The organism is Fictibacillus sp. 5RED26, assembly GCF_015903895.1.
Taxonomy (GTDB): domain Bacteria; phylum Bacillota; class Bacilli; order Bacillales; family Fictibacillaceae; genus Fictibacillus; species Fictibacillus phosphorivorans.
The window spans coordinates 19094-38912 of sequence record NZ_JACZDU010000001.1; the positions used below are offsets into that span (position 1 = coordinate 19094).

A 19819-nucleotide genomic window follows, 5' to 3' on the forward strand; every position below is an offset into this window, starting at 1 on the left:
AAAACGATGAGCGAGCCGGAAAAGAACAATTTTGTTGTGTCTCAGGAAAACTGGTCCCTCCACCGAAAAGGATATCAAGATCATCAAAGGCATATGGAAAAAGTGCAGGAAGCCATTAAAAACAACTTGCCGGATTTGATAAGTGAAGAGAATATCATTTTATCCAACGGGCGTGATGTGATTAAGATTCCAATCCGTTCTATGGATGAATACAAAATCCGATACAACTACGACAAAAACAAGCACGTAGGCCAAGGTGATGGAGATAGTCAGGTGGGGGATGTAGTAGCCAGAGATGGACGTGCCGGACAGAGCGGGGCCGGAAAAGGCAAGGGACCTGCAGGCGACAAACCAGGTGTCGATTATGCAGAAGCAGAAGTATCTATCTTAGAGCTGGAAGAAATGCTGTTTAAAGAACTAGAATTGCCTAACCTCAAACAAAAAGAACAAGACCAGATCGTAATGGAAAAAATCGAATTTAATGATGTTCGTAAAAAAGGGCTCATGGGGAACGTGGATAAAAAGAGAACGATTCTAACTGCGTTCAAACGAAATGCTTTGATCGGAAAGCCGAGTGTTGCTCCTATCCATAATGATGACCTTCGCTTTAAAACATGGAACGAAGTCGTCAAACCTGAATCAAAAGCCGTCGTCCTCGCTATGATGGATACTTCAGGTTCGATGGGAATCTGGGAAAAGTACATGGCGAGAAGTTTCTTCTTTTGGATGACACGCTTTTTGCGATCGAAGTATGAGAAAGTAGAGATTGAATTTATCGCGCATCACACGGAGGCAAAAGTCGTGTCAGAAGAAGACTTTTTTAACAAAGGTGAAAGTGGAGGAACGATCTGTTCATCTGCTTACCGCAAGGCGCTTGAGTTGATCGAGACGAAATATTCATCGAGCCGTTATAACATTTATCCGTTCCATTTCTCTGATGGGGATAACCTTACGAGTGATAATGCACGATGTGTGAAACTTGTTCAGCAAATTATGGAGCACTCTAACATGTTTGGATATGGTGAAGTGAACGCGTATAACCGGCATTCGACGTTGATGAGTGTGTATAAGAATATGGATAATCCGAAGTTTAGTCATTATATCCTAAAAGAAAAAGCTGATGTGTATCATGCTATGAAGAGCTTTTTTAAGAAGAATGAAGTGAACGCATAAGGCCAGTTGTATTCATTGATGTACTTGAAAGTGGTTGATCTCCGTTTCAGATGCTCGCTTTCCGCGGGGCAGGCGGTGAGCCCCTTGCCACTTTGTGCCTTTAAGGGTCTCACCTGACCGCTTGTCCCGCAGGAGTCTCGCATCTTACACTCCGATCAACTTGTCGATGAAGTAAAAAATTCGATAGCAGCATTCTTTTAGAAGAGAACATTATAGATATAATTCCAGACAATATTCAATTAGGAATGAGCTTTTAGAGAACGACTATTCATAAAAAACCAAATCGCCCGCATCCATGTATTGGATGGCGGGTTTTGTTGTTGAATTCAACATAATTACATATAACTAAGGTTACGCATTATGGACGAAAAAATGGATGTAAAGGGGTGTGAGATTTGAAGACCATTAACAAGTTTGCCGTTTTCTGTTTGAGCTTGATGCTCATGTTAACTATTGTTCCTCATAAAGCTCGAGCGGACTGGTTTGATCCGTTGACGATTCACTTTTTAGACGTTGGCCAAGCTGACTGTATTCTTATAAAAGCGCCAAACGGACAAACGATGTTAATTGATGGCGGAGATGAACATGACGGAGAGAAGATCATCTCTTATCTAGAAAAAGAAGGCGTTACGCATTTAGATATCGTTGTAGCTACTCATCCGCATCATGACCATATTGGTTCGCTGGATGATGTGATACGGGCGTTTCCAGTGAGTGTTTTGTATATGCCGAATCTTCCATACGACACCAAATATTATCATGACCTTTTTCGTGTGATCAACGAAAAGCAGATTCCGGTAGATCGGGCAAAAGCAGGTGTGAATTTTAAGATGGGCTTCTCTGTAAAAGTAGAGATGCTGGCTCCAAAGGGTTCGTATTATAAGCACATCAACGACTACTCAGCGGTGATAAAGATCAAACATGGCAAAAAGAATTTTCTTCTCATGGCAGATGCAGGTGCTGAAGAAGAAAAAGAGATTTTAAAACGTGGTGGCGTTAAAGCAGATGTAATTAAATTGGGTCACCATGGAGCTAATACGGGTACAACGATGGAATTTTTGAAAAAAGTAAAAGCAAAAACGGCAGTGATTTCGGTCGGAAGGAATAACCCTTATCAGTTTCCATCAAAAGAGGTATTGTATCGTTTAGACAATAGAAAGATGACAGTCTATCGGACAGATCAGCTCGGGGCGATCATCGCCACAAGCAATGGGAAGAAGATTATGTTTAGAACGAATGTCCTTCATTAAAATTCGGTTTTCTTGCGTCTTTTATAATTATTTAAGAAAATAGTATAAAACGCTTAAGATGGGATTGGTTAACCGTGATCAAGGCATTGATATTTGATTTTGATGGAACGATTCTAGATACGGAAACGCAACATTATAACGCGTTTCAAGAGTTGTATCAGGAACATGGAAGCGATTTACCGCTCGAAGTTTGGGGAGAATGCATCGGTACCCATTCTGATTTTAATCCTTACGAATATTTAGAGAGACAAATTGATCAAAAGCTTGATCATGATGTGCTAAGAGCAAAAAAGACGGAACGTGCTCTTGCTTTGATTTCCGAACAACGGGAACTACCAGGTATTCTTGATTACCTCGAAGCTGCAAAAGAACTCGGCTTAAAGATCGGTCTTGCATCAAGTTCTTCGCGAAAATGGGTAGAAGAGCATTTAGGGAGAATCGGATTGAAGCATCATTTCGAAGTGATTAAAACAGCAGATGATGTCGAAAGAGTTAAACCTGATCCTGCTCTTTATCTTGAAGTGGTTAAAGCCTTAGATATAAAACCTCACGAAGCCATCGCGTTTGAAGACTCTGTAAATGGATCAATGGCAGCTAAAAAAGCAGGACTATATTGTGTAGCCATCCCCAACCCCGTTACAAAACATATGACTTTTAACGATGTTGATCATCAGATGGAATCCTTAGCAGAGTTGAGCCTCGCTTCACTTATTAAACAGGCAGAGAAATAAATAAAGAATATGTTTAAAGTTAACGGCATAAATCACATCACCATCAGAGTTTCTAACTTAGAGAAATCCGTAACATTTTATATGAATGTACTAGGTGCTAAAATCGTTCATAAAGGGAATACAGATATATACTTAGATGTCGGGGGAGTGTGGCTGTGTTTGTTAGAAATAAAAGATGCAAAACCTATGGATAGAAATCAAATAGGTGTCGATCATTTTGCATTTACTGTTTCTAAAGAACATTTTCCTAAAGCGGTTCTCTTGCTGCGTGAACACAACATTGAAATCACGAGGGGCCCGATGGCAAGAGGCGGAGGGGACACAATTAGCTTTAACGACCCGGATGGTAATGAAATCGAATTTTTTACAGGTAGTCTCGAGGAACGGATGAAGAATTGGAAGTAAGTTATGCAAGCAAGTTAGAGGAGTGGATAACATGAGTGAAATCGATGTTTCGAAATTCGAGAAAAAAATAGAACTACGCAATATTGAGTTTGAAGATATTGAAGAAATCTTAGAACTTCAACAAATCTGTTTTCCAGGAAACATGGAACCTTGGGAACGAGAGCAGTTAGAAAGCCATCTTCGCATCTTCCCGGAAGGCCAATTTTGTGTAACGTATGAAGGAAAGATTGTTGGAAGCTGCTCAAGCTTAATGGTTAACTTTGATGAGTATGATGATAAGCATACGTGGGATGAAATCACAGATAAAGGCTACATTACGAACCATGATCCAGAAGGTTTTAACTTATATGGTATCGAAGTGATGGTCCACCCAGAATACCGACGAATGAAAATCGGTGCTCGTTTATACGAAGCACGTAAAGAACTAGCTGAACAAAAGAATTTAAAAAGTATTATTCTAGGCGGTAGAATTCCAAACTACCATAAGCATTCAAAGGAAATGACGCCTCGAGAATATGTTAGAGAAGTCATTCAGCACAATATTTACGATCCTGTCTTAACCTTTCAATTGATGAACGGTTTCACTGTAATGCGTTTAAACAAGAGCTATCTTCCTGATGATAAACAATCAAACGCATATGCGACCTTAATGGAATGGAACAATGTTGATTACATTCCTAACAAAACGAAAAAGTATTTTAAAACGAGTGAGCCTGTTCGAATCACGACGATTCAATATATGATGAAAACCATAAGTTCTTTCGAAGATTTTGCGACACAGGTTGAATATTATACAGATGTTGCCTCTGATCAAGGATCAGATTTCGCTGTGTTCCCAGAGCTTCTTACTACTCAACTGTTGTCGTTCTGTGAGGAGAAGAGTCCAAGCTTAGCCATCCGTAAGCTAACAGAATTCACAGAGCAATATATCGAACTGTTTACGAATCTTGCAGTTCGATACAATGTGAACATCATAGGTGGCTCCCACTTTGTTGAAGAAGACGGAGATATCTACAACGTTGCCTATCTGTTCCGAAGAGATGGAACAATTGATAAACAATATAAAATTCATATCACACCGAACGAACGAAAATGGTGGGGAATTACAGCTGGTGATAAAGTACAAGTATTTGATACAGATTGCGGAAAAGTTGCAATTCTAATCTGCTATGATATCGAGTTCCCTGAACTTTCACGTATCGTTACCGATCAAGGGGCGAAGATCATCTTCACACCTTTCTGTACGGAAGATCGTCAAGGCTATCTGCGCGTTCGATATTGTTCGCAAGCACGTGCGATTGAAAATGAGATCTATACAGCAATCGCAGGTACTGTTGGAAACCTATCACAAGTGGAGAACATGGATATCCAGTATGCTCAGTCTGGTATCTTTACTCCTTCTGACTTTTCGTTCCCGAGAGACGGAATCGTTGGGGAATGTCACCCGAATATTGAAACAGTTGTAGTAGGTGATGTGGATTTAGAAATTTTAAGAAGACAACGTAAAACAGGAAGTGTAACCCTTCTTAGAGATAGAAGGCTAGACTTGTATAGTGTTGTTCAAAAAGATAAAAGCAAATAAGACGACGAGAGCGGTAAGCTAGATAGCTTGCCGCTTTTTTTCTATTTCTCGGGAAATATCACGAACATTGTCATTGTGTGAGAGAACTTTTTTTAGTGATTTTATTTTTTGTGCTGAAAGCGGTATAATAAAGGCCGTATTTAATAGATAGGGCAGGAAAAACTCGATTCATATCGAAACTAACAAAAAAACAATTAACATTCATTTTATAGAACATAAGGAGGCAGTACTATGTCCTGGGAGACAACATACGAGAAATGGGTAGGGAACGAAGAACTCGAACAACCATTAAAGGCTGCATTAGAGGAAATCAAGGAAAACAGGACAGCGCTTGAAGACTGCTTTTATAAAAATTTAGAATTTGGCACAGGCGGTATGCGTGGAGAAATAGGACCTGGTACAAATCGAATGAACACGTACACGGTTCGAAAAGCTTCTTTAGGCTTGGCTCATTTTATCGAAGAGCAAGGTGAGAAAGCGAAAAAACGCGGTGTTGCGATTGCATACGATTCACGTCATCTATCACCAGAGTTTGCGATGGAAGCGGCGAAAACATTAGCCTCTCAAGGTATTCAAGCTTATGTGTTCGAAAGCTTGAGACCGACACCTGAGTTATCTTTTGCGGTTAGATACTTAAAAGCTTATTCCGGAATTGTTATCACAGCAAGCCATAACCCACCAGAATACAACGGGTACAAAGTATATGGTCCAGATGGCGGCCAGCTTCCGCCAAAAGAAGCTGATGAAGTGATTGGAAAAGTAAATGCCGTTGATGATGAACTTTCTATCGCAGTGAGATCTGAAGAGGAACTCAAAAGCGAAGGATTGATCCAAGTTGTTGGTGAAGAAATCGACAAAGCTTACATGGATCAACTCATAAAGATTAGTTTAAACCGTGAAGTAATCAAAGAGATGCATGACTTAAGCATCGTTTTCACTCCTCTTCACGGAACAGCGAATATTCCGGTTAGAGAAGGACTTCAACAGCTAGGATTTACGAATGTTACGGTTGTAAAAGAACAAGAACAGCCTGATGCTAATTTTTCAACGGTGAAGTCCCCAAATCCGGAAGAACATGCTGCCTTTGAATTGGCAATTAAGTACGGACAAGAAACTGACGCAGATATTTTGATGGCAACTGACCCTGATGCGGACCGAGTAGGAATCGCAGCTAAGAACAGTAAAGGTGAATACGAAATCCTTACAGGTAACCAGACTGGTGCACTCATGATTGAATATATTCTTTCACAACGTGAAGAGAAAGGCAGTTTATGTTCAAAAGGGATCATCTTCAAAACAATCGTAACTTCAGAACTTGGTCGAGTAATAGCAGAGTCTTATGGTCTAACGTGTGAAGATACCCTTACAGGCTTTAAGTTCATCGGCGAAAAGATTAAGGAATACGAAAAAAGCGGGAAACATACGTTCATTTTCGGTTATGAAGAAAGCTACGGTTCTTTGATCGGAGATTTTGTGCGTGACAAAGACGCAGTTCAGGCTTGTTTGATGGGAGCTGAAATGGCTGCTTATTATAAGAAACAAGGAAAAACACTTTTTGATGCTTTAGATGATGTTTACAAAAAGCACGGTTTTTATAAGGAAGGTCTCGAGTCCCTAACATTAAAAGGTAAATCTGGAGCAGAACAGATCGAAAACTTATTAGCAGGCTTTAGAGCTGAAATGCCGCTTGAAGTGAATGGACAAAAATTAGTGGTTTCTGAAGACTACAAGGCGAGCGTCCAATACGATGTAGTGAAAGATGAAAAGAGTGACATCCATCTTCCTAAATCAAATGTGCTTAAATATCAATTAGAAGATGGTTCTTGGTTCTGCGTAAGACCATCAGGAACTGAACCGAAAGTAAAGTTTTATTTTGGTGTTACAGCAGATTCACACAAGAATGCTGATGAAGCATTAGTGAACTTAAAACAATCAGTGATGGATTTGGTTCATGAAAGAATGCAAAAAGTGGCACAATAACTAGAATAGAGGCTGCAAGTCATACACTTGCAGCCAAACCATTCATTTGAGTTGACATTAATCTTAAAGGGATGTAACATACCCCTATAGGTATTTTAAAAGGAGGTGCTGAAATGGAATACACACAAGAAATGAAAAATCGTTTAAAAAGAATTGAGGGGCAAATACGTGGGGTATTGCGTATGCTAGAAGAAGAACAAGATTGTAAATCTGTTATCACTCAATTATCCGCATCACGTACAGCGATTGACCGTACAATTGGATTAATCGTAGGCACCAACCTTGAACAGTGTTTACGTGAACAAATGGAAAACGGAGAAGAGATGAATTCTGATATTGTAAAAGAAGCTGTGCAGCTTCTCGTAAAAAGTCGATAAATATCTGTCACTGTTAAGACTGTTGACAGATTTCCTTTTATCACTTATTATACCCCTATGGGTATTTAAAAAGTTAAATCTTCTTAATATGTAAGCGTGTAGTTCGGAGTTAATCATATATTTTTTTATCATTTTGCATACCTATACGGGTATAAGTATTTATTATGGAAGGGAGATAACAATTGTGTCTATTAAGACGATTGAAGCAAGAGAAGTAGAACGATTATTAGAAAGTGGTAATCCATTAAATATCATTGATGTTCGTGAAAACGATGAAGTTGCTCAAGGTATGATTCCTACAGCAACACATATTCCACTTGGGGAGATCTCTAACCGAATCCATGAGTTGGATTCAAGCAAAGAGTATGTCATGGTTTGCCGCTCTGGTAAAAGAAGCGAAAAAGCTTGTGCGATCTTAGCTTCAAGTCAAATTGCTGTAGTGAACATGTCAGGCGGAATGCTTTCTTGGAAAGGTAAAATAACAAATAAATAAGTGGAGGTTTCAAAAATGAGTATTAAAGTGGATCACGTATTAGATTGCAAAGGATTATCTTGTCCGCTACCAATCGTTCGCACGAAGAAAGCGATGGATCAGCTCCAGGCAGGTCAAGTTATTGAAGTTCAAGCAACAGACAAAGGTTCGTTGGCTGATATTCAAGGCTGGGCAAGGAACACAGGAAATCAATATTTAGGTACAAAAGAAGACGGAGATGTTCTTAAGCACTATTTAAGAAAATCAAATCCCGGTGAAGTGAAAGAGGCAGCAAAGTTCGAGCATACGATTCAAAACGATGAATTAGAAAAAGTCTTGGCTGAAAATAAAGAAGATATGCTTCTTCTAGATGTTAGAGAGCCTGCAGAGTATGAGTTCAAACGTATACCTGGGGCAGTATCGATTCCATTAGGAGAACTTGAAAGCAAATTAGAAACACTTGATAAAAATAAAGAGATCCATGTTATTTGTCGTACAGGATCAAGAAGCGATATGGCGGCACAAATTCTTGCTGAGAATGGTTTCCAACTTGTTAAGAACGTATTACCTGGAATGGTTGAATGGAATGGGCCAACAGAATAAAAAAATTTTAATCGTAAATATACCTAGGGAGGTATTTTTGAAATGATAAAAGCATTATCAGCTAAAAAAGTGGCAAAACGTGTTGTTGAAGGAAGCATGTTTATTCTCGATGTTCGTAATGAAGGGGACTATAAAGACTGGAGAATCGAAGGGAAAGGAATCGAATCCATTAACCGTCCTTATTTTGATCTGATCGATGGTGTAGAAGATGTTTTAGAATATCTTCCGAAAGAAGAAGTTCTCGTTGTTTGTGCAAAAGAAGGATCTTCTGTCATGGTAGCAGAGATGTTGGATGAAGCAGGCATTAAAGACGTTTACTATCTCGAAGGGGGTATGAAGTCTTGGAGTGAGTACTTAATGCCAGTAAAGCTTGGAGATTTGAAAGATGGCGGTTCGATCTATCAATTCAACCGTATCGGTAAGGGATGTCTTTCTTACCTTGTAGAATCGAACGGAGAAGCGGCTATTATTGACTCTGCTCGTACGATTGAAGCGTATGAAGATTTTGCAAAAGAAAACAACCTTGAAATCAAGCACATGATCGATACACACCTTCATGCGGACCATATTTCAGGGGGACGCAGACTTTCAGAAAAGACTGGTGCAACTTACTGGTTACCACCAAAAGATGCTGAAGAAGTAACATTCTCATTCGCAGCATTAGAAGAAGGAAACGATATTACGATCGGAAACACGAAGATTGAGATTCAACCTTTATATACGCCTGGTCACACGATTGGAAGCACTTCGATGATCGTTGACGGACAATTCTTGCTTTCAGGAGATATTCTGTTTGTTGATTCAATCGGACGTCCCGATCTTGCAGGTAAAGCGGAGGACTGGGTTAGTGATTTACGGGATTCGCTATATAACAAATATAACAACCTTTCTAAAGATCTAGTTGTGTTGCCTGCTCATTTTGGAAAGATCAGCGAGCTAGATGAGAAAGGTGCGGTATCAGCACCACTTGGTGAACTCTTTGAAAAGAACGATGGATTGAACATAAAAAATGAAGATGAGTTTCGAAGAGCTGTAACGGAAAATTTACCACCGCAGCCAAACGCATATCAAGAAATTCGTCAAACGAACATGGGTAAAATTGACCCTACAAACGATGAACAGCGTGAGATGGAAATTGGTCCAAACCGCTGTGCGATCACTGAATAACTGAACAAAAAATTATAAAACTATCTGGAGGTTTTACAAATGAACGTAACTCAAACGTTAGACACAAAAGGATTATCTTGCCCAATGCCAATCGTGAAAACAAAGAAAGCGATGGATACACTTGCAAGTGGAGATATTTTAGAAGTATTAGCAACGGATAAGGGTGCTGTTAATGACCTATCTGCATGGTCTAAATCTTCTGGTCATGAACTTTTAGAACATAAAGAAGAAGACGGCGTATTTAAGTTTTATATCCAAAAAGGTTAACAAAAAAATTTATGCAATCAGATACCTATAGAGGTATAGGTATCTGATTCAAAAGGAGCGTTCAATGATGGAACAACAAACACAAGATAAATCAACAATGGTCGTATTTAGTGGTGACCTTGATAAAGCGATGGCAAGTTTTATTATCGCTACAGGTGCAGCCGCAATGGGGAAACAAGTAACGATGTTCTTCACATTCTGGGGACTAAACATCTTAAGAAAAGAAGAATACGTGAATGTGAAGAAAACAATCATGGATAAGATGTTTGCAAAAATGATGCCTCAAGGACCTGAAAAACTAGGCATTTCTAAAATGAACTACGGTGGTTTAGGCGCGAAGATGATGAAGTATACGATGAAGAAGAAAAACATCGTAACGCTAAAAGAGTTAATTGAAATGGCTCAAGACTTAGATGTTAAGATGGTTGCTTGTACGATGTCGATGGATGTAATGGGTATTACGAAAGAGGAACTAATTGATGGACTGGATTATGCAGGAGTTGCATCATACCTAGCTGATGCAGATGAATCTAAGATCAACTTGTTTATTTAAGAAACATCAAGTTTTAGGGGAGGTGAAGTCATGGAATTAGGGTTCATTATTACAATCTTTCTAATTGGCTTTATAGGTTCTTTTATATCTGGAATGGTAGGTATCGGCGGATCCATCATCAAGTATCCAATGCTTCTCTATATTCCTGCAATGCTCGGCTTCACAGCATATTCGGCTCATGAGGTATCAGGTATCAGTGCTGTTCAGGTATTCTTTGCAACGATAGGCGGCGTTTGGGCTTATCGTAAAGGCGGTTATCTGAACAAGACACTGATCATCTATATGGGTAGTAGCATCCTAGTAGGAAGTTTCATTGGTGGATTTGGTTCAGAAGCCATGTCAGAAGGGCAAATTAATATTGTTTATGCTGTTCTAGCTACTTTAGCTGCTATCATGATGTTGATCCCTAAGAAAGGGATCGATGATATTCCATTAGATCAAGTTAAGTTTAATAAATGGATTGCGGCAGTTCTAGCATTTGTTGTAGGTGTTGCAGCAGGTATCGTTGGGGCAGCAGGTGCATTTATCCTTGTACCGATCATGTTAGTCGTCCTAAAGATACCAACGCGTATGACGATTGCTACATCACTTGCTATTACGTTCATTTCATCGATCGGCGCTACTGTAGGTAAGATCTCGACAGGGCAAGTATTATTATGGCCGGCGGTGATCATGGTAGTTGCCAGCCTGATCGCGTCGCCACTTGGGGCGCAGTTTGGTAAAAAAGTGAATACAAAAATTCTTCAATTTATCTTAGCAGCACTGATTATCGCTACATCGATCAAGATCTGGTTAGATATTCTTAGTTGAAGTTAAAATAAAATTAGCCGAGAAGAAAAAAGGACCAGGAGTACTTTATTAATACTTCTGGTCCTTTTTTTCATCAAAGCTATAGGAAATAGTGTGATTGACTTCCCTTTCAAAGTGAAAGCAATGACAACAACAATATGATATTGAGCAAATGTATTGGTGCCGAAGAGTAAAATGAAGAGGGAAATAAATTGTAAGGGGTCAGTCCCCCTAGATGCTTCTATAGAAATTGATCGACCGAATCAACGTCATCGTCATGGTTGCGAAACCGACGGATAGAATCGTTACGAGCGAGTAGAAAAGAATACCTTCTCCCATCACATAAAGGCCAGCGAGGATGACTGCTGCATCGATCAAAAAGATAACCATCCCAACATTAATGGAAAACCATCTCGAAAGAAAAAGGGCAATCAGGTCTGTTCCACCGGTACTCGTTTCATGACGCAGCATCCAACCGATCCCTGTTCCGATGAACAATCCTCCGATTACAGAACCTTCCATGACAGAGACAGAAAACATTCCTCTTAAAGGAGATAACAAATCAATGATCAATGACGAAACGAGTAAACCATGTATGCTGTTTATAAAATATCGACGCTCGAGTTTCCAAGCTATTAGATAGATGGGGATGCTCAGAATAATGATCGTTAGCCCTACTTTATAACCCCACACATACTTCACGAGAAGACTAATTCCGATCATTCCTCCGTCGAGAAGATGAAAGGGAACGATGAAACCATTGATGCCTATGCCAAGCAACACGCTTCCTAAGAAAATCGCTATCGTCCGTTCAAACATGGCATTCATCCCTGTCTAAGATTATTTCTACATAATATGCTTCGTTGTACAAGAATAGTCATATGCACAGGGTGTTTGTCCGTGTCTCTTTTTTCTTTTTTGCATGTAATAGTATAGAAAGCCCCTTGCTTGCAATGCAAAATAGGGAAGGTGATTGGTGTTGAAGAACTTCAGAAGAGAAGCAAAGTGTCTTTTGGAGAGGCAGGTAGTGGTGGATACAACAAATCATTCTTACGAAGGCAGACTAAGAGCAGTAGAAAGAGATTATATTACGCTATGTGTGATGAGCGATAACCATAACTATTGGGATCAGATCATTATTCGTATTGAAGAGATTGTTGCAATATCTACCATTTGATCATAAAAAAATCCCTCGCAGAAATGATGCTGAGGGATTTTTCCTTTATTTCTTTGTAAAACCTAACGTGATCGGTTGAGGTTGCTGAGGTGGTGCACAGCATAGAGATAGATCTCGTGCATCACCAGCAGATTCAAATTCAGAGTCTTCTTTGGTATAGAAAATCTCCCAAGCGTTGCCGTCGGGATCATATACCCACACTTTATCCTGAACGGCGTAACAGCAAGTTGTATCCATCTCATCGATTAAGAGCAATCCTGATTCTCTAAGTCTTTCTCCCATGGATAGTACATCTTCCGTGTTGTTTACCTGAAAACCGAGATGATTAAGGACTCCGTCTTTAGAAAAGGGACGTTCATTCAATGAAAAGTGAAGAGCAGGTTGATCAAGCTCAAATTTCGCGTAATTCTCTTTTACTTTTGTCGGTTCCGTGCCGAAAAAGCTTTTATAGAACGCTAGAGATTTTTCTAAGTCTGAACAGTTGACTGCAACATGCATGCGTTGAATCATCATGATCTCTCCTTCTTATTAAGATAGTAGCAATAACCATAAGTATAGGCCGGTAAGCGTAATGAAAAGTGTTGGGACAGTCAAAATGATTCCGACTTTGAAATAATAGCCCCATGTGATCTTCACACCTTTTTTCGATAAGACGTGCAGCCATAACAGAGTGGCTAGTGAACCGATCGGAGTGATCTTTGGTCCTAAGTCAGAACCAATTACATTCGCGTAGATCAATGCTTCACGAATAACTCCTGATGTATCCGTTCCCTGTATAGCTAGTGCATCGATCATAACCGTTGGCATGTTGTTCATAACAGATGATAATATAGCCGCCAAGAAACCCATTCCAATTGTAGCAGAGAACAATCCTCCATCAGCGATAACTTGAATCCAGTTGCCTAGCATATCTGTAAGTCCTGCATTACGGAGACCATAAACGACTACATACATTCCAATTGAAAAGACAACAACAGTCCACGGTGCATCTTTGATTACTTTTTTTGTGTGAATTGCAGGACTTTTACGAGCAACGATGATAAAGAAAAGAGCTGCAGCTCCTGCAATGAATGAGACAGGAACACCAATAAATTCACTCGTTAAATACCCGATTAATAGAACTGCTAGTATAATCCATGATAGCTTGAACATCTTCTCATCTCGAATGGCTTCTTTCGGTTGTTTGAGCTGAGAGAGATCATAGTTCGTCGGTATATCTTTTCTGAAAAAGAGGAACAAAACGAGCATACTAGCGAACAGTGAAAAGAAGTTCGGCACGATCATGCGGCTTGCGTATTCAACGAATCCTATGTTAAAGAAATCTGCAGACACGATATTTACTAAGTTTGAGACGACAAGCGGTAATGATGTGGTATCTGCAATAAACCCACTTGCCATAATAAACGGTAATATCATAGCTTCTTTTAATTTCAATGCCCGAACTTGAGCAAGTACGATAGGAGTCAGAATTAATGCTGCACCATCATTTGCAAAAAAGGCTGAAACCGCAGCTCCGAGCAGAATCACATAAGCGAACATCTTTTTACCGTTTCCACCTGCAAGTCGCGCCATATGTAAGGCTGACCATTCGAAGAAACCGATCTCATCTAAAATAATCGATATGAGTATGATCGCTACAAACGCTAATGTAGCATTCCAGACTATCCCGGTAACCGTCCATACATCGGCTAGTGATACTACGCCAAGAAGAAGCGCAATGATGGCCCCGACAGTAGCAGACCAACCGATGGAAAGACCGCGTGGCTGCCATATAACAAAAATAATCGTCACTAAAAATACAGCGAAGGCCATTAACGCCATGCTGTTCATAAGAATCCCCCCTATTTATGTAATTCTATGTTAGCAACAAACTTTTCCACCAGAAGCTTTTAACTCTTCAATCTTAGCTGACATATCAGGCAGGGAATCTAAATTTGCTTTAATGAATGGATAGATTTCTCCATCAATGGAGTAGAAGATCCATTGACTGTTACGTCGTTCTTTTACGAGTTTTGCTTGCTTTAATTTTCTAAGATGCTGTGAAATACTAGGCTGTGTCATCTTTAAGATATCAACTAACTCACATACACATAATTCTTCGTGGCGGAGTAAAGCTAAAATATTTAATCGTGTTTTATCTGCCATGGCTTTATAACATTCCGTTAACTGATCAAGTTCCATAATTGACTTCACCTCATTAGTATATAACCATATGTTTATATAAAATGTCAAAGAATATATAAATAAATATTGATATAAGGATATACTTATATTATGATGGTTCCGAAAGAAGTTCTTTACTACAGGAGGTTTTACAAAATGGCTAAACCAATCATCTATTTCCTTTGCACAGGTAATTCTTGTCGTTCTCAGATGGCAGAAGGATTTGGACACCACTACCTTGGTGATAAATATGACGTATACTCAGCTGGCATCGAAGCACATGGTGTTAATCCAAACGCAATCAAAGCGATGAAAGAAGTGGATATCGACATTACGAATCAGACATCAGATGTAATCGACAAAGACATTCTAGAAAAAGCAGACTTAGTCGTAACGTTATGCGGTCATGCTAACGATGTATGTCCAGCAACACCACCTCACAAAACACGTGAACATTGGGGATTTGATGACCCTGCAGGAAAAGAGTGGAGTGAATTCCAACGCGTTCGTGACGAGATCGCAGCACGTATCAAGCGCTTTGCTGAAACAGGAGAATAAGGTTATACCAAGCTCAGGAACTTCTTAGTTCCTGAGCTTTCTTTTTTAGTATGATTTTCTTCATTTCGCTCATGTTACTAATGAGGTGATCATGTGAAACGGCTTTATATATTTGGATGGATCTTAATTTGTATAGTAATCAGTCACACAAATGTTGCAGAAGCATCTGATAGAAGAGCGGCTTTTATAAGAAATGACGGACTTTGGCTTAAAGAAGGTGAATTAGAAAGAAAGCTTGTTGAAGGTTCTCATCTTACTCATCCAACGTTTTCGAGCAATGGAACTTACATTAGTTATATAGCGCGTGAAGGGAAAGAGCTATGGGTGTATAACCGTGTCACACGTTTAAAAAGAAAAGTATTCGATGGCGATGTGAGTTTGGCGAGATGGTCTCCGACAGAATCTAAGCTTGCATGGAAAAGCGGGGGTGTGCTCAATGTAATCGACCTAACGAGACCTGCAGCGTCCTTTCAAAATGTCATCCTTGGCACAGGAAACTACAGCTGGGCACCTGACGGGAGAGGATTTGTTGTCTCATCTTCTGCAAATCTAGAGCCTGATGGCTGGAGTCCAGTTCGACTTTTTTACGTTCCTGTAAATGCAAACGGAGATTTGAACAAAGTACAGAACATTACGACGCTGCCTAAGATGAGTGAAACGTTCTTTGCGATAGGTACTACAGAATTCAAGTGGGGGATGGATGATCAGTGGTTTGCGTTCATCGCATGTCCAACAGCATCCATGTCGGCAGACTCCAACACGTTAATGGTTGTTTCTTTAGACGGCTCCAGAACGCGTAACATTGGTAACATGTTAAATCAGCCGAACTGGTTCCACTGGTCGCCGAATACGAAACAGCTCGGGTATATAAAAGGGATCGGAAGGCTGACTTCTGAAAATAAACGATTAACGATATGGAATCTTAAGAATGGGAACGAGATAAATCTAGGATACACCGGGTATGCCGACGGTGATTTTACTTGGTTGAATGATAAGAACATCATCGTGAGCCGTCAGATTGAGTGGGGTTATGGGGTTTCCCAGGAAAAAAGAGCAAAACCTTTTTTAGTCAGTGTGAAAATTAAAGACGGAAGTGCAAAGAGATTAACGAATCCAGCTTCAGGGGAAGCGGATGTTTATCCCAAAACGTTACCCGGTGAAAGATTAACTTGGATTCGTACGAATGGCCAAAGTGCAAAAGTAATGGTAAAGGAACGTTTAGAGGCACCAGAAACGTTGTGGATTAATAATTTGCAAACTCCAAAAGCATGTTCTGGGTGGTCGTGCACGATAGATATATATGAAGCTAGATAAAACTAGATGAAAATTGAGGTGAACCCGTGAAAATGGGTTCGCCTTTTTATTTTAATAAAAGAAGTTTTTAAAACCCGTCCAATATTTCACTTGTTTTCTCATGAATGCCTGTTTTGTTTCATACAGTTAAAAGTAAGGAAATAGCAGGAGGGGGAAAATATGAACTGGGACTTGCAAAATAAGGAGCTAGAAAAAGCAATAGCTGAAATTACCGAGATTGCTGACCACTTTGGCCTTGATTTTTATCCGATGCGGTATGAGATATGTCCTGCCGATATTATTTATACATTTGGTGCGTACGGAATGCCAACCCGTTTCTCTCATTGGAGCTTCGGAAAACAGTTTCATAAAATGAAGCTTCAATATGACTTAGGATTGAGTAAAATTTATGAGCTCGTTATCAACTCAGATCCGTGTTACGCATTCTTACTTGATACGAATTCACTTATTCAGAATAAATTAATCATTGCCCATGTTCTGGCACACTGTGACTTCTTCAAAAACAATGTTCGCTTTTCAAATACGAGAAGAGACATGGTTGAATGCATGACGGCTACAGCTGAACGAGTAGGTCAATATGAACATCTATACGGCAAAAAAGAGGTTGAACAGTTCTTAGATGCTATTCTCGCCATACAAGAACACATCGATCCTTCACTTGTTCGAAACAAATTAAATTATGTATTTGAAGACGAAGAAGATCTTACGCCTAAGAAGGAAACGCCTTACGATGATCTATGGAAGCTAGACGACAAAAAAGGTCCAAAACCAGTATTGAAAAAGAAAAAATCATTTCCACCGCAGCCTGAAAAGGACATTTTGTTATTTATTGAACAATATAGCCGCGAGCTTGAAGAATGGCAGCGCGATATTTTATCCATGATGCGAGAGGAAATGCTCTATTTCTGGCCACAGCTTGAAACAAAAATCATGAACGAAGGCTGGGCATCTTATTGGCACGCGAAGATCCTGCAAGAAATGGATTTGACTTCTCACGAAACAATTGAGTTCGCGAAACTAAACGCAGGAGTCGTTCAACCGTCCAAGACATCGATAAATCCATATTATCTTGGCTTACAGATATTTAAAGACATCGAAGAACGCTATAACAACCCTGATGAAGAGCTGATCAGGCAAGGCGTGAAACCAGGCTCTGGACGAGAGAAGATGTTCGAAGTACGCGAACTAGAATCTGACATGTCATTTATCCGAAATTATTTAACGAAAGATCTTGCTCAGCGTGAAGACATGTACCTATTTCAAAAGCAGGGCAAGGAATATAAGGTAGTCGATAAGCAGTGGGAAGAAGTACGTGATCAACTTGTGAGTATGCGAGTAAATGGCGGATTTCCTTACATCACAGTGAACGACGCCGATTATATGAAGAACGGAGAGCTCTACCTTAATCATAGCTTTGAAGATATGGAACTCGATGTGAAATATCTTGAAAAAGTGCTTCCACATCTTCATTATCTATGGGGTCGTCCTGTTCATATGGAGACGAGGATTGAGCAAAAGCCTGTTTTGTTTACGTATGATGGGAAGACGGTGCATCGGAAGTATCTATAGGTTAAACAAGTGTTTAAAAAGCACTCCATCTGGGGTGCTTTTAACTGTATTTAAAGGGGCTTTTTAAATTCTAATATTGAAATAAAATTTATTTTTCTTTTTACTTAGTCTCTAAAAATTTATTCTATAAACCCACCACATAAAGTGAGATAAAAAATATCTAGCGTTAGCTTTATATGCAACTGCAATAACATACTATATGCTGATTAATTTTAGGATGTATATTTATGAGGAAATAGGTCGGAGGGGGTTTTCTTCATGAATATTACATCTTTTTTAGTATATTGTTTTGTTGTTACGTTTACACCAGGACCGACGAATATCGTTATATTATCCACAGTACATAACTTTGGTACAAGGAAAGCAATGAATTATACTTATGGAGCTACCTTCGCTTTTGGTGTATTACTTGTTGTTTCAGCTATGCTAAACACAATTCTTCTATCAATTATTCCAAGAATATTAATAGTTATGAAGTTAATCGGTAGTTTCTATATGTTCTATCTCGCTTTTCAAATTTACAAAATGGGTTCATCAAAGCCAACCGGAAATCAAACTGCTACCTTTATGTCAGGATTTCTTATGCAGTTTTTGAATCCAAAGGTTGTCTTATTTACAATGACTGTAATCCCCAGTTTTATTTTGCCGTACTATATCTCCAAGTTTGCAGTGGCGCTAAGCGTTTTATCTATTACTCTTATAGGATTTTTAGCATTCTTAACTTGGGTTCTTTTCGGTACAATTTTCAAGGCGTTTTTACATAAGCATAACAAGCCTGTTAATATAATGATGGCGTTATTTTTAGTGTGTTCTGCAACTATGATATGGCTGTAGGTTAGAGGTGAATAAGGTGGATCAATTTATCTATAAAAAATCAGCAGGAATAACTGCGTTGTCAGCAAGTTTCACTGATTTTACTTATAAAAAGCATTCTCACATGGAGTATGCCATTGGTGTAACATTGCGTGGGATTCAACGATATAACTTGGATGGCAGTCTACAATTATCCTATCAAAATGGAGTTATGCTTTTTAATCCAGAACAGGCGCATGACGGAATGGCACATGACGAGACAGGCCTTGATTATGTAATGTTATATATTGAGCCGCAATTGCTTTTAGAGGTTATTGAGAAAAAGGATATCGTACGTTTTCAGACGCCTATTGTGTATGATCGAAGACTTGAACAAAAAATATTGAATCTTTCAGGTGCAATATTAAGCGGAAAAGATGAAGCAGTGTGCAGTGAGTTATTCTTGTCCCTCACCGATAGCCTTATTCAAACTAATCTTTCTACTGACAATAAGAAAGATCACGCAATGATTAAGAGAATAAAGGATAGACTTCATACAGATTTAGAAAAAGTATTTAAACTTGAAGAGATATGTAAGGATCTTAATTTGTCCAAATATCAGTTTATCCGATTATTCAAGGCTCATACTGGCATTTCACCCTACCAATACTTTCTTAACTGCAAGGTAGAGCATGCAAAGCAGTTAATAGAAAAAAATAGAGATGTTTATTCAGCAGTTACTGAGTGTGGCTTTGTAGATTTAACCCATTTAAATAAACATTTTAAAAGTGTATATGGAACAACTGCATTTGAATATCTGTCACATATACATTGAGAGAAGGTCAAGTGAATACTACGTAGATGCAAAAATATTGAAGCTAACAGCTGCAACGTTCT

At 39.2% G+C, this 19819-nt stretch carries 23 protein-coding genes; 19 read left to right on the top strand and 4 right to left on the bottom strand.

The window, feature by feature from the left end; genetic code table 11:
- Positions 1-6 precede the first annotated feature (6 nt).
- The 13 genes from yhbH to IHV10_RS00215 all read left to right on the top strand — a co-directional run bounded on the left by yhbH (position 7) and on the right by IHV10_RS00215 (position 11370).
- Complete coding sequence (gene yhbH, locus IHV10_RS00155) at positions 7-1173, top strand: sporulation protein YhbH (RefSeq protein WP_197126786.1); 1167 nt, start codon at positions 7-9, stop codon at positions 1171-1173.
- Positions 1174-1568: 395 nt separating this feature from the next.
- Positions 1569-2423 carry a ComEC/Rec2 family competence protein gene (locus IHV10_RS00160; protein WP_197126787.1) on the top strand — a complete coding sequence of 285 codons (855 nt, stop codon included), beginning with the start codon at positions 1569-1571 and terminating at the stop codon, positions 2421-2423.
- 74 nt (positions 2424-2497) lie between these two features.
- Entirely contained in the window at positions 2498-3154 is a 657-nt protein-coding gene (locus IHV10_RS00165) for an HAD family hydrolase (RefSeq protein ID WP_197126788.1), read from the top strand.
- Positions 3155-3163: 9 nt separating this feature from the next.
- Positions 3164-3559, top strand: a complete 396-nt coding sequence (locus IHV10_RS00170; RefSeq protein WP_137790622.1) for a VOC family protein — start codon at positions 3164-3166, stop codon at positions 3557-3559.
- Positions 3560-3590: 31 nt separating this feature from the next.
- Positions 3591-5141, top strand: a complete 1551-nt coding sequence (locus IHV10_RS00175; protein ID WP_137790621.1) for a bifunctional GNAT family N-acetyltransferase/carbon-nitrogen hydrolase family protein — start codon at positions 3591-3593, stop codon at positions 5139-5141.
- Between the two features lie 231 nt (positions 5142-5372).
- Positions 5373-7121, top strand: coding sequence for a phospho-sugar mutase (locus IHV10_RS00180; protein ID WP_137790620.1), 1749 nt, complete (start codon positions 5373-5375; stop codon positions 7119-7121).
- Positions 7122-7234: 113 nt separating this feature from the next.
- The gene (locus IHV10_RS00185) at positions 7235-7498 is read left to right on the top strand and encodes a metal-sensitive transcriptional regulator (RefSeq protein WP_197126789.1); all 264 of its coding nucleotides are present in this window, start codon (positions 7235-7237) and stop codon (positions 7496-7498) included.
- Positions 7499-7688: 190 nt separating this feature from the next.
- Positions 7689-7991 (top strand): rhodanese-like domain-containing protein, encoded by a 303-nt coding sequence (locus IHV10_RS00190; RefSeq protein ID WP_197128125.1) that lies wholly within the window; start codon positions 7689-7691, stop codon positions 7989-7991.
- Between the two features lie 15 nt (positions 7992-8006).
- Positions 8007-8573: a sulfurtransferase TusA family protein gene (locus IHV10_RS00195; RefSeq protein WP_197126790.1), complete on the top strand. Its 567-nt coding sequence runs from the start codon at positions 8007-8009 to the stop codon at positions 8571-8573.
- A gap of 42 nt (positions 8574-8615) precedes the next feature.
- A complete protein-coding gene (locus tag IHV10_RS00200; RefSeq protein WP_197126791.1) occupies positions 8616-9740 on the top strand; it encodes an MBL fold metallo-hydrolase in 1125 nt (374 codons plus the stop codon).
- Between the two features lie 39 nt (positions 9741-9779).
- A complete protein-coding gene (locus tag IHV10_RS00205; protein WP_153236556.1) occupies positions 9780-10007 on the top strand; it encodes a sulfurtransferase TusA family protein in 228 nt (75 codons plus the stop codon).
- Positions 10008-10071: 64 nt separating this feature from the next.
- Complete coding sequence (locus IHV10_RS00210; protein WP_197126792.1) at positions 10072-10560, top strand: DsrE/DsrF/DrsH-like family protein; 489 nt, start codon at positions 10072-10074, stop codon at positions 10558-10560.
- Between the two features lie 30 nt (positions 10561-10590).
- The gene (locus IHV10_RS00215; RefSeq protein WP_197126793.1) at positions 10591-11370 is read left to right on the top strand and encodes a sulfite exporter TauE/SafE family protein; all 780 of its coding nucleotides are present in this window, start codon (positions 10591-10593) and stop codon (positions 11368-11370) included.
- A gap of 210 nt (positions 11371-11580) precedes the next feature.
- On the opposite strand, the gene IHV10_RS00220 is transcribed toward IHV10_RS00215, so the two are convergent.
- Entirely contained in the window at positions 11581-12168 is a 588-nt protein-coding gene (locus IHV10_RS00220) for a YitT family protein (RefSeq protein ID WP_197126794.1), read from the bottom strand.
- Positions 12169-12328: 160 nt separating this feature from the next.
- On the opposite strand from IHV10_RS00220, the gene IHV10_RS00225 reads away from it, so the two are divergent.
- Positions 12329-12526 (top strand): DUF2642 domain-containing protein, encoded by a 198-nt coding sequence (locus IHV10_RS00225; RefSeq protein WP_197126795.1) that lies wholly within the window; start codon positions 12329-12331, stop codon positions 12524-12526.
- 45 nt (positions 12527-12571) lie between these two features.
- On the opposite strand, the gene IHV10_RS00230 is transcribed toward IHV10_RS00225, so the two are convergent.
- The 3 genes from IHV10_RS00230 to IHV10_RS00240 are packed head-to-tail and all read right to left on the bottom strand — an operon-like array spanning position 12572 to position 14707.
- The gene (locus tag IHV10_RS00230) at positions 12572-13036 is read right to left on the bottom strand and encodes an ArsI/CadI family heavy metal resistance metalloenzyme (protein ID WP_197128126.1); all 465 of its coding nucleotides are present in this window, start codon (positions 13034-13036) and stop codon (positions 12572-12574) included.
- Positions 13037-13054: 18 nt separating this feature from the next.
- Entirely contained in the window at positions 13055-14347 is a 1293-nt protein-coding gene (locus IHV10_RS00235) for an arsenic transporter (protein ID WP_370629652.1), read from the bottom strand.
- A gap of 39 nt (positions 14348-14386) precedes the next feature.
- A complete protein-coding gene (locus IHV10_RS00240; protein WP_197126797.1) occupies positions 14387-14707 on the bottom strand; it encodes an ArsR/SmtB family transcription factor in 321 nt (106 codons plus the stop codon).
- 138 nt (positions 14708-14845) lie between these two features.
- Between IHV10_RS00240 and arsC the strand changes: the two genes are divergently transcribed.
- The 5 genes from arsC to IHV10_RS00265 all read left to right on the top strand — a co-directional run bounded on the left by arsC (position 14846) and on the right by IHV10_RS00265 (position 19757).
- Positions 14846-15247 (top strand): arsenate reductase (thioredoxin), encoded by a 402-nt coding sequence (arsC, locus tag IHV10_RS00245; protein ID WP_144703067.1) that lies wholly within the window; start codon positions 14846-14848, stop codon positions 15245-15247.
- 93 nt (positions 15248-15340) lie between these two features.
- Positions 15341-16561, top strand: a complete 1221-nt coding sequence (locus IHV10_RS00250; protein WP_197126798.1) for a hypothetical protein — start codon at positions 15341-15343, stop codon at positions 16559-16561.
- 159 nt (positions 16562-16720) lie between these two features.
- Positions 16721-18130 (top strand): SpoVR family protein, encoded by a 1410-nt coding sequence (locus IHV10_RS00255; protein ID WP_197126799.1) that lies wholly within the window; start codon positions 16721-16723, stop codon positions 18128-18130.
- 258 nt (positions 18131-18388) lie between these two features.
- Positions 18389-18964 carry a LysE family translocator gene (locus tag IHV10_RS00260; RefSeq protein ID WP_197126800.1) on the top strand — a complete coding sequence of 192 codons (576 nt, stop codon included), beginning with the start codon at positions 18389-18391 and terminating at the stop codon, positions 18962-18964.
- Positions 18965-18980: 16 nt separating this feature from the next.
- Positions 18981-19757 carry an AraC family transcriptional regulator gene (locus tag IHV10_RS00265; RefSeq protein WP_197126801.1) on the top strand — a complete coding sequence of 259 codons (777 nt, stop codon included), beginning with the start codon at positions 18981-18983 and terminating at the stop codon, positions 19755-19757.
- Positions 19758-19819: the final 62 nt, after the last annotated feature.

What these genes read in the sequence shown, in the direction of transcription:
- yhbH (WP_197126786.1), top strand. Translation starts at nt 7, where the DNA reads ATGAGCGAGCCGGAAAAGAACAATTTTGTTGTGTCTCAGGAAAACTGG.
- IHV10_RS00170 (WP_137790622.1), top strand. Translation starts at nt 3,164, where the DNA reads ATGTTTAAAGTTAACGGCATAAATCACATCACCATCAGAGTTTCTAAC.
- IHV10_RS00175 (WP_137790621.1), top strand. Translation starts at nt 3,591, where the DNA reads ATGAGTGAAATCGATGTTTCGAAATTCGAGAAAAAAATAGAACTACGC.
- IHV10_RS00180 (WP_137790620.1), top strand. Translation starts at nt 5,373, where the DNA reads ATGTCCTGGGAGACAACATACGAGAAATGGGTAGGGAACGAAGAACTC.
- IHV10_RS00185 (WP_197126789.1), top strand. Translation starts at nt 7,235, where the DNA reads ATGGAATACACACAAGAAATGAAAAATCGTTTAAAAAGAATTGAGGGG.
- IHV10_RS00195 (WP_197126790.1), top strand. Translation starts at nt 8,007, where the DNA reads ATGAGTATTAAAGTGGATCACGTATTAGATTGCAAAGGATTATCTTGT.
- IHV10_RS00200 (WP_197126791.1), top strand. Translation starts at nt 8,616, where the DNA reads ATGATAAAAGCATTATCAGCTAAAAAAGTGGCAAAACGTGTTGTTGAA.
- IHV10_RS00205 (WP_153236556.1), top strand. Translation starts at nt 9,780, where the DNA reads ATGAACGTAACTCAAACGTTAGACACAAAAGGATTATCTTGCCCAATG.
- IHV10_RS00210 (WP_197126792.1), top strand. Translation starts at nt 10,072, where the DNA reads ATGATGGAACAACAAACACAAGATAAATCAACAATGGTCGTATTTAGT.
- IHV10_RS00215 (WP_197126793.1), top strand. Translation starts at nt 10,591, where the DNA reads ATGGAATTAGGGTTCATTATTACAATCTTTCTAATTGGCTTTATAGGT.
- IHV10_RS00220 (WP_197126794.1), bottom strand. Translation starts at nt 12,168, where the DNA reads ATGTTTGAACGGACGATAGCGATTTTCTTAGGAAGCGTGTTGCTTGGC.
- IHV10_RS00230 (WP_197128126.1), bottom strand. Translation starts at nt 13,036, where the DNA reads ATGATTCAACGCATGCATGTTGCAGTCAACTGTTCAGACTTAGAAAAA.
- IHV10_RS00235 (WP_370629652.1), bottom strand. Translation starts at nt 14,347, where the DNA reads ATGGCGTTAATGGCCTTCGCTGTATTTTTAGTGACGATTATTTTTGTT.
- IHV10_RS00240 (WP_197126797.1), bottom strand. Translation starts at nt 14,707, where the DNA reads ATGGAACTTGATCAGTTAACGGAATGTTATAAAGCCATGGCAGATAAA.
- arsC (WP_144703067.1), top strand. Translation starts at nt 14,846, where the DNA reads ATGGCTAAACCAATCATCTATTTCCTTTGCACAGGTAATTCTTGTCGT.
- IHV10_RS00255 (WP_197126799.1), top strand. Translation starts at nt 16,721, where the DNA reads ATGAACTGGGACTTGCAAAATAAGGAGCTAGAAAAAGCAATAGCTGAA.
- IHV10_RS00260 (WP_197126800.1), top strand. Translation starts at nt 18,389, where the DNA reads ATGAATATTACATCTTTTTTAGTATATTGTTTTGTTGTTACGTTTACA.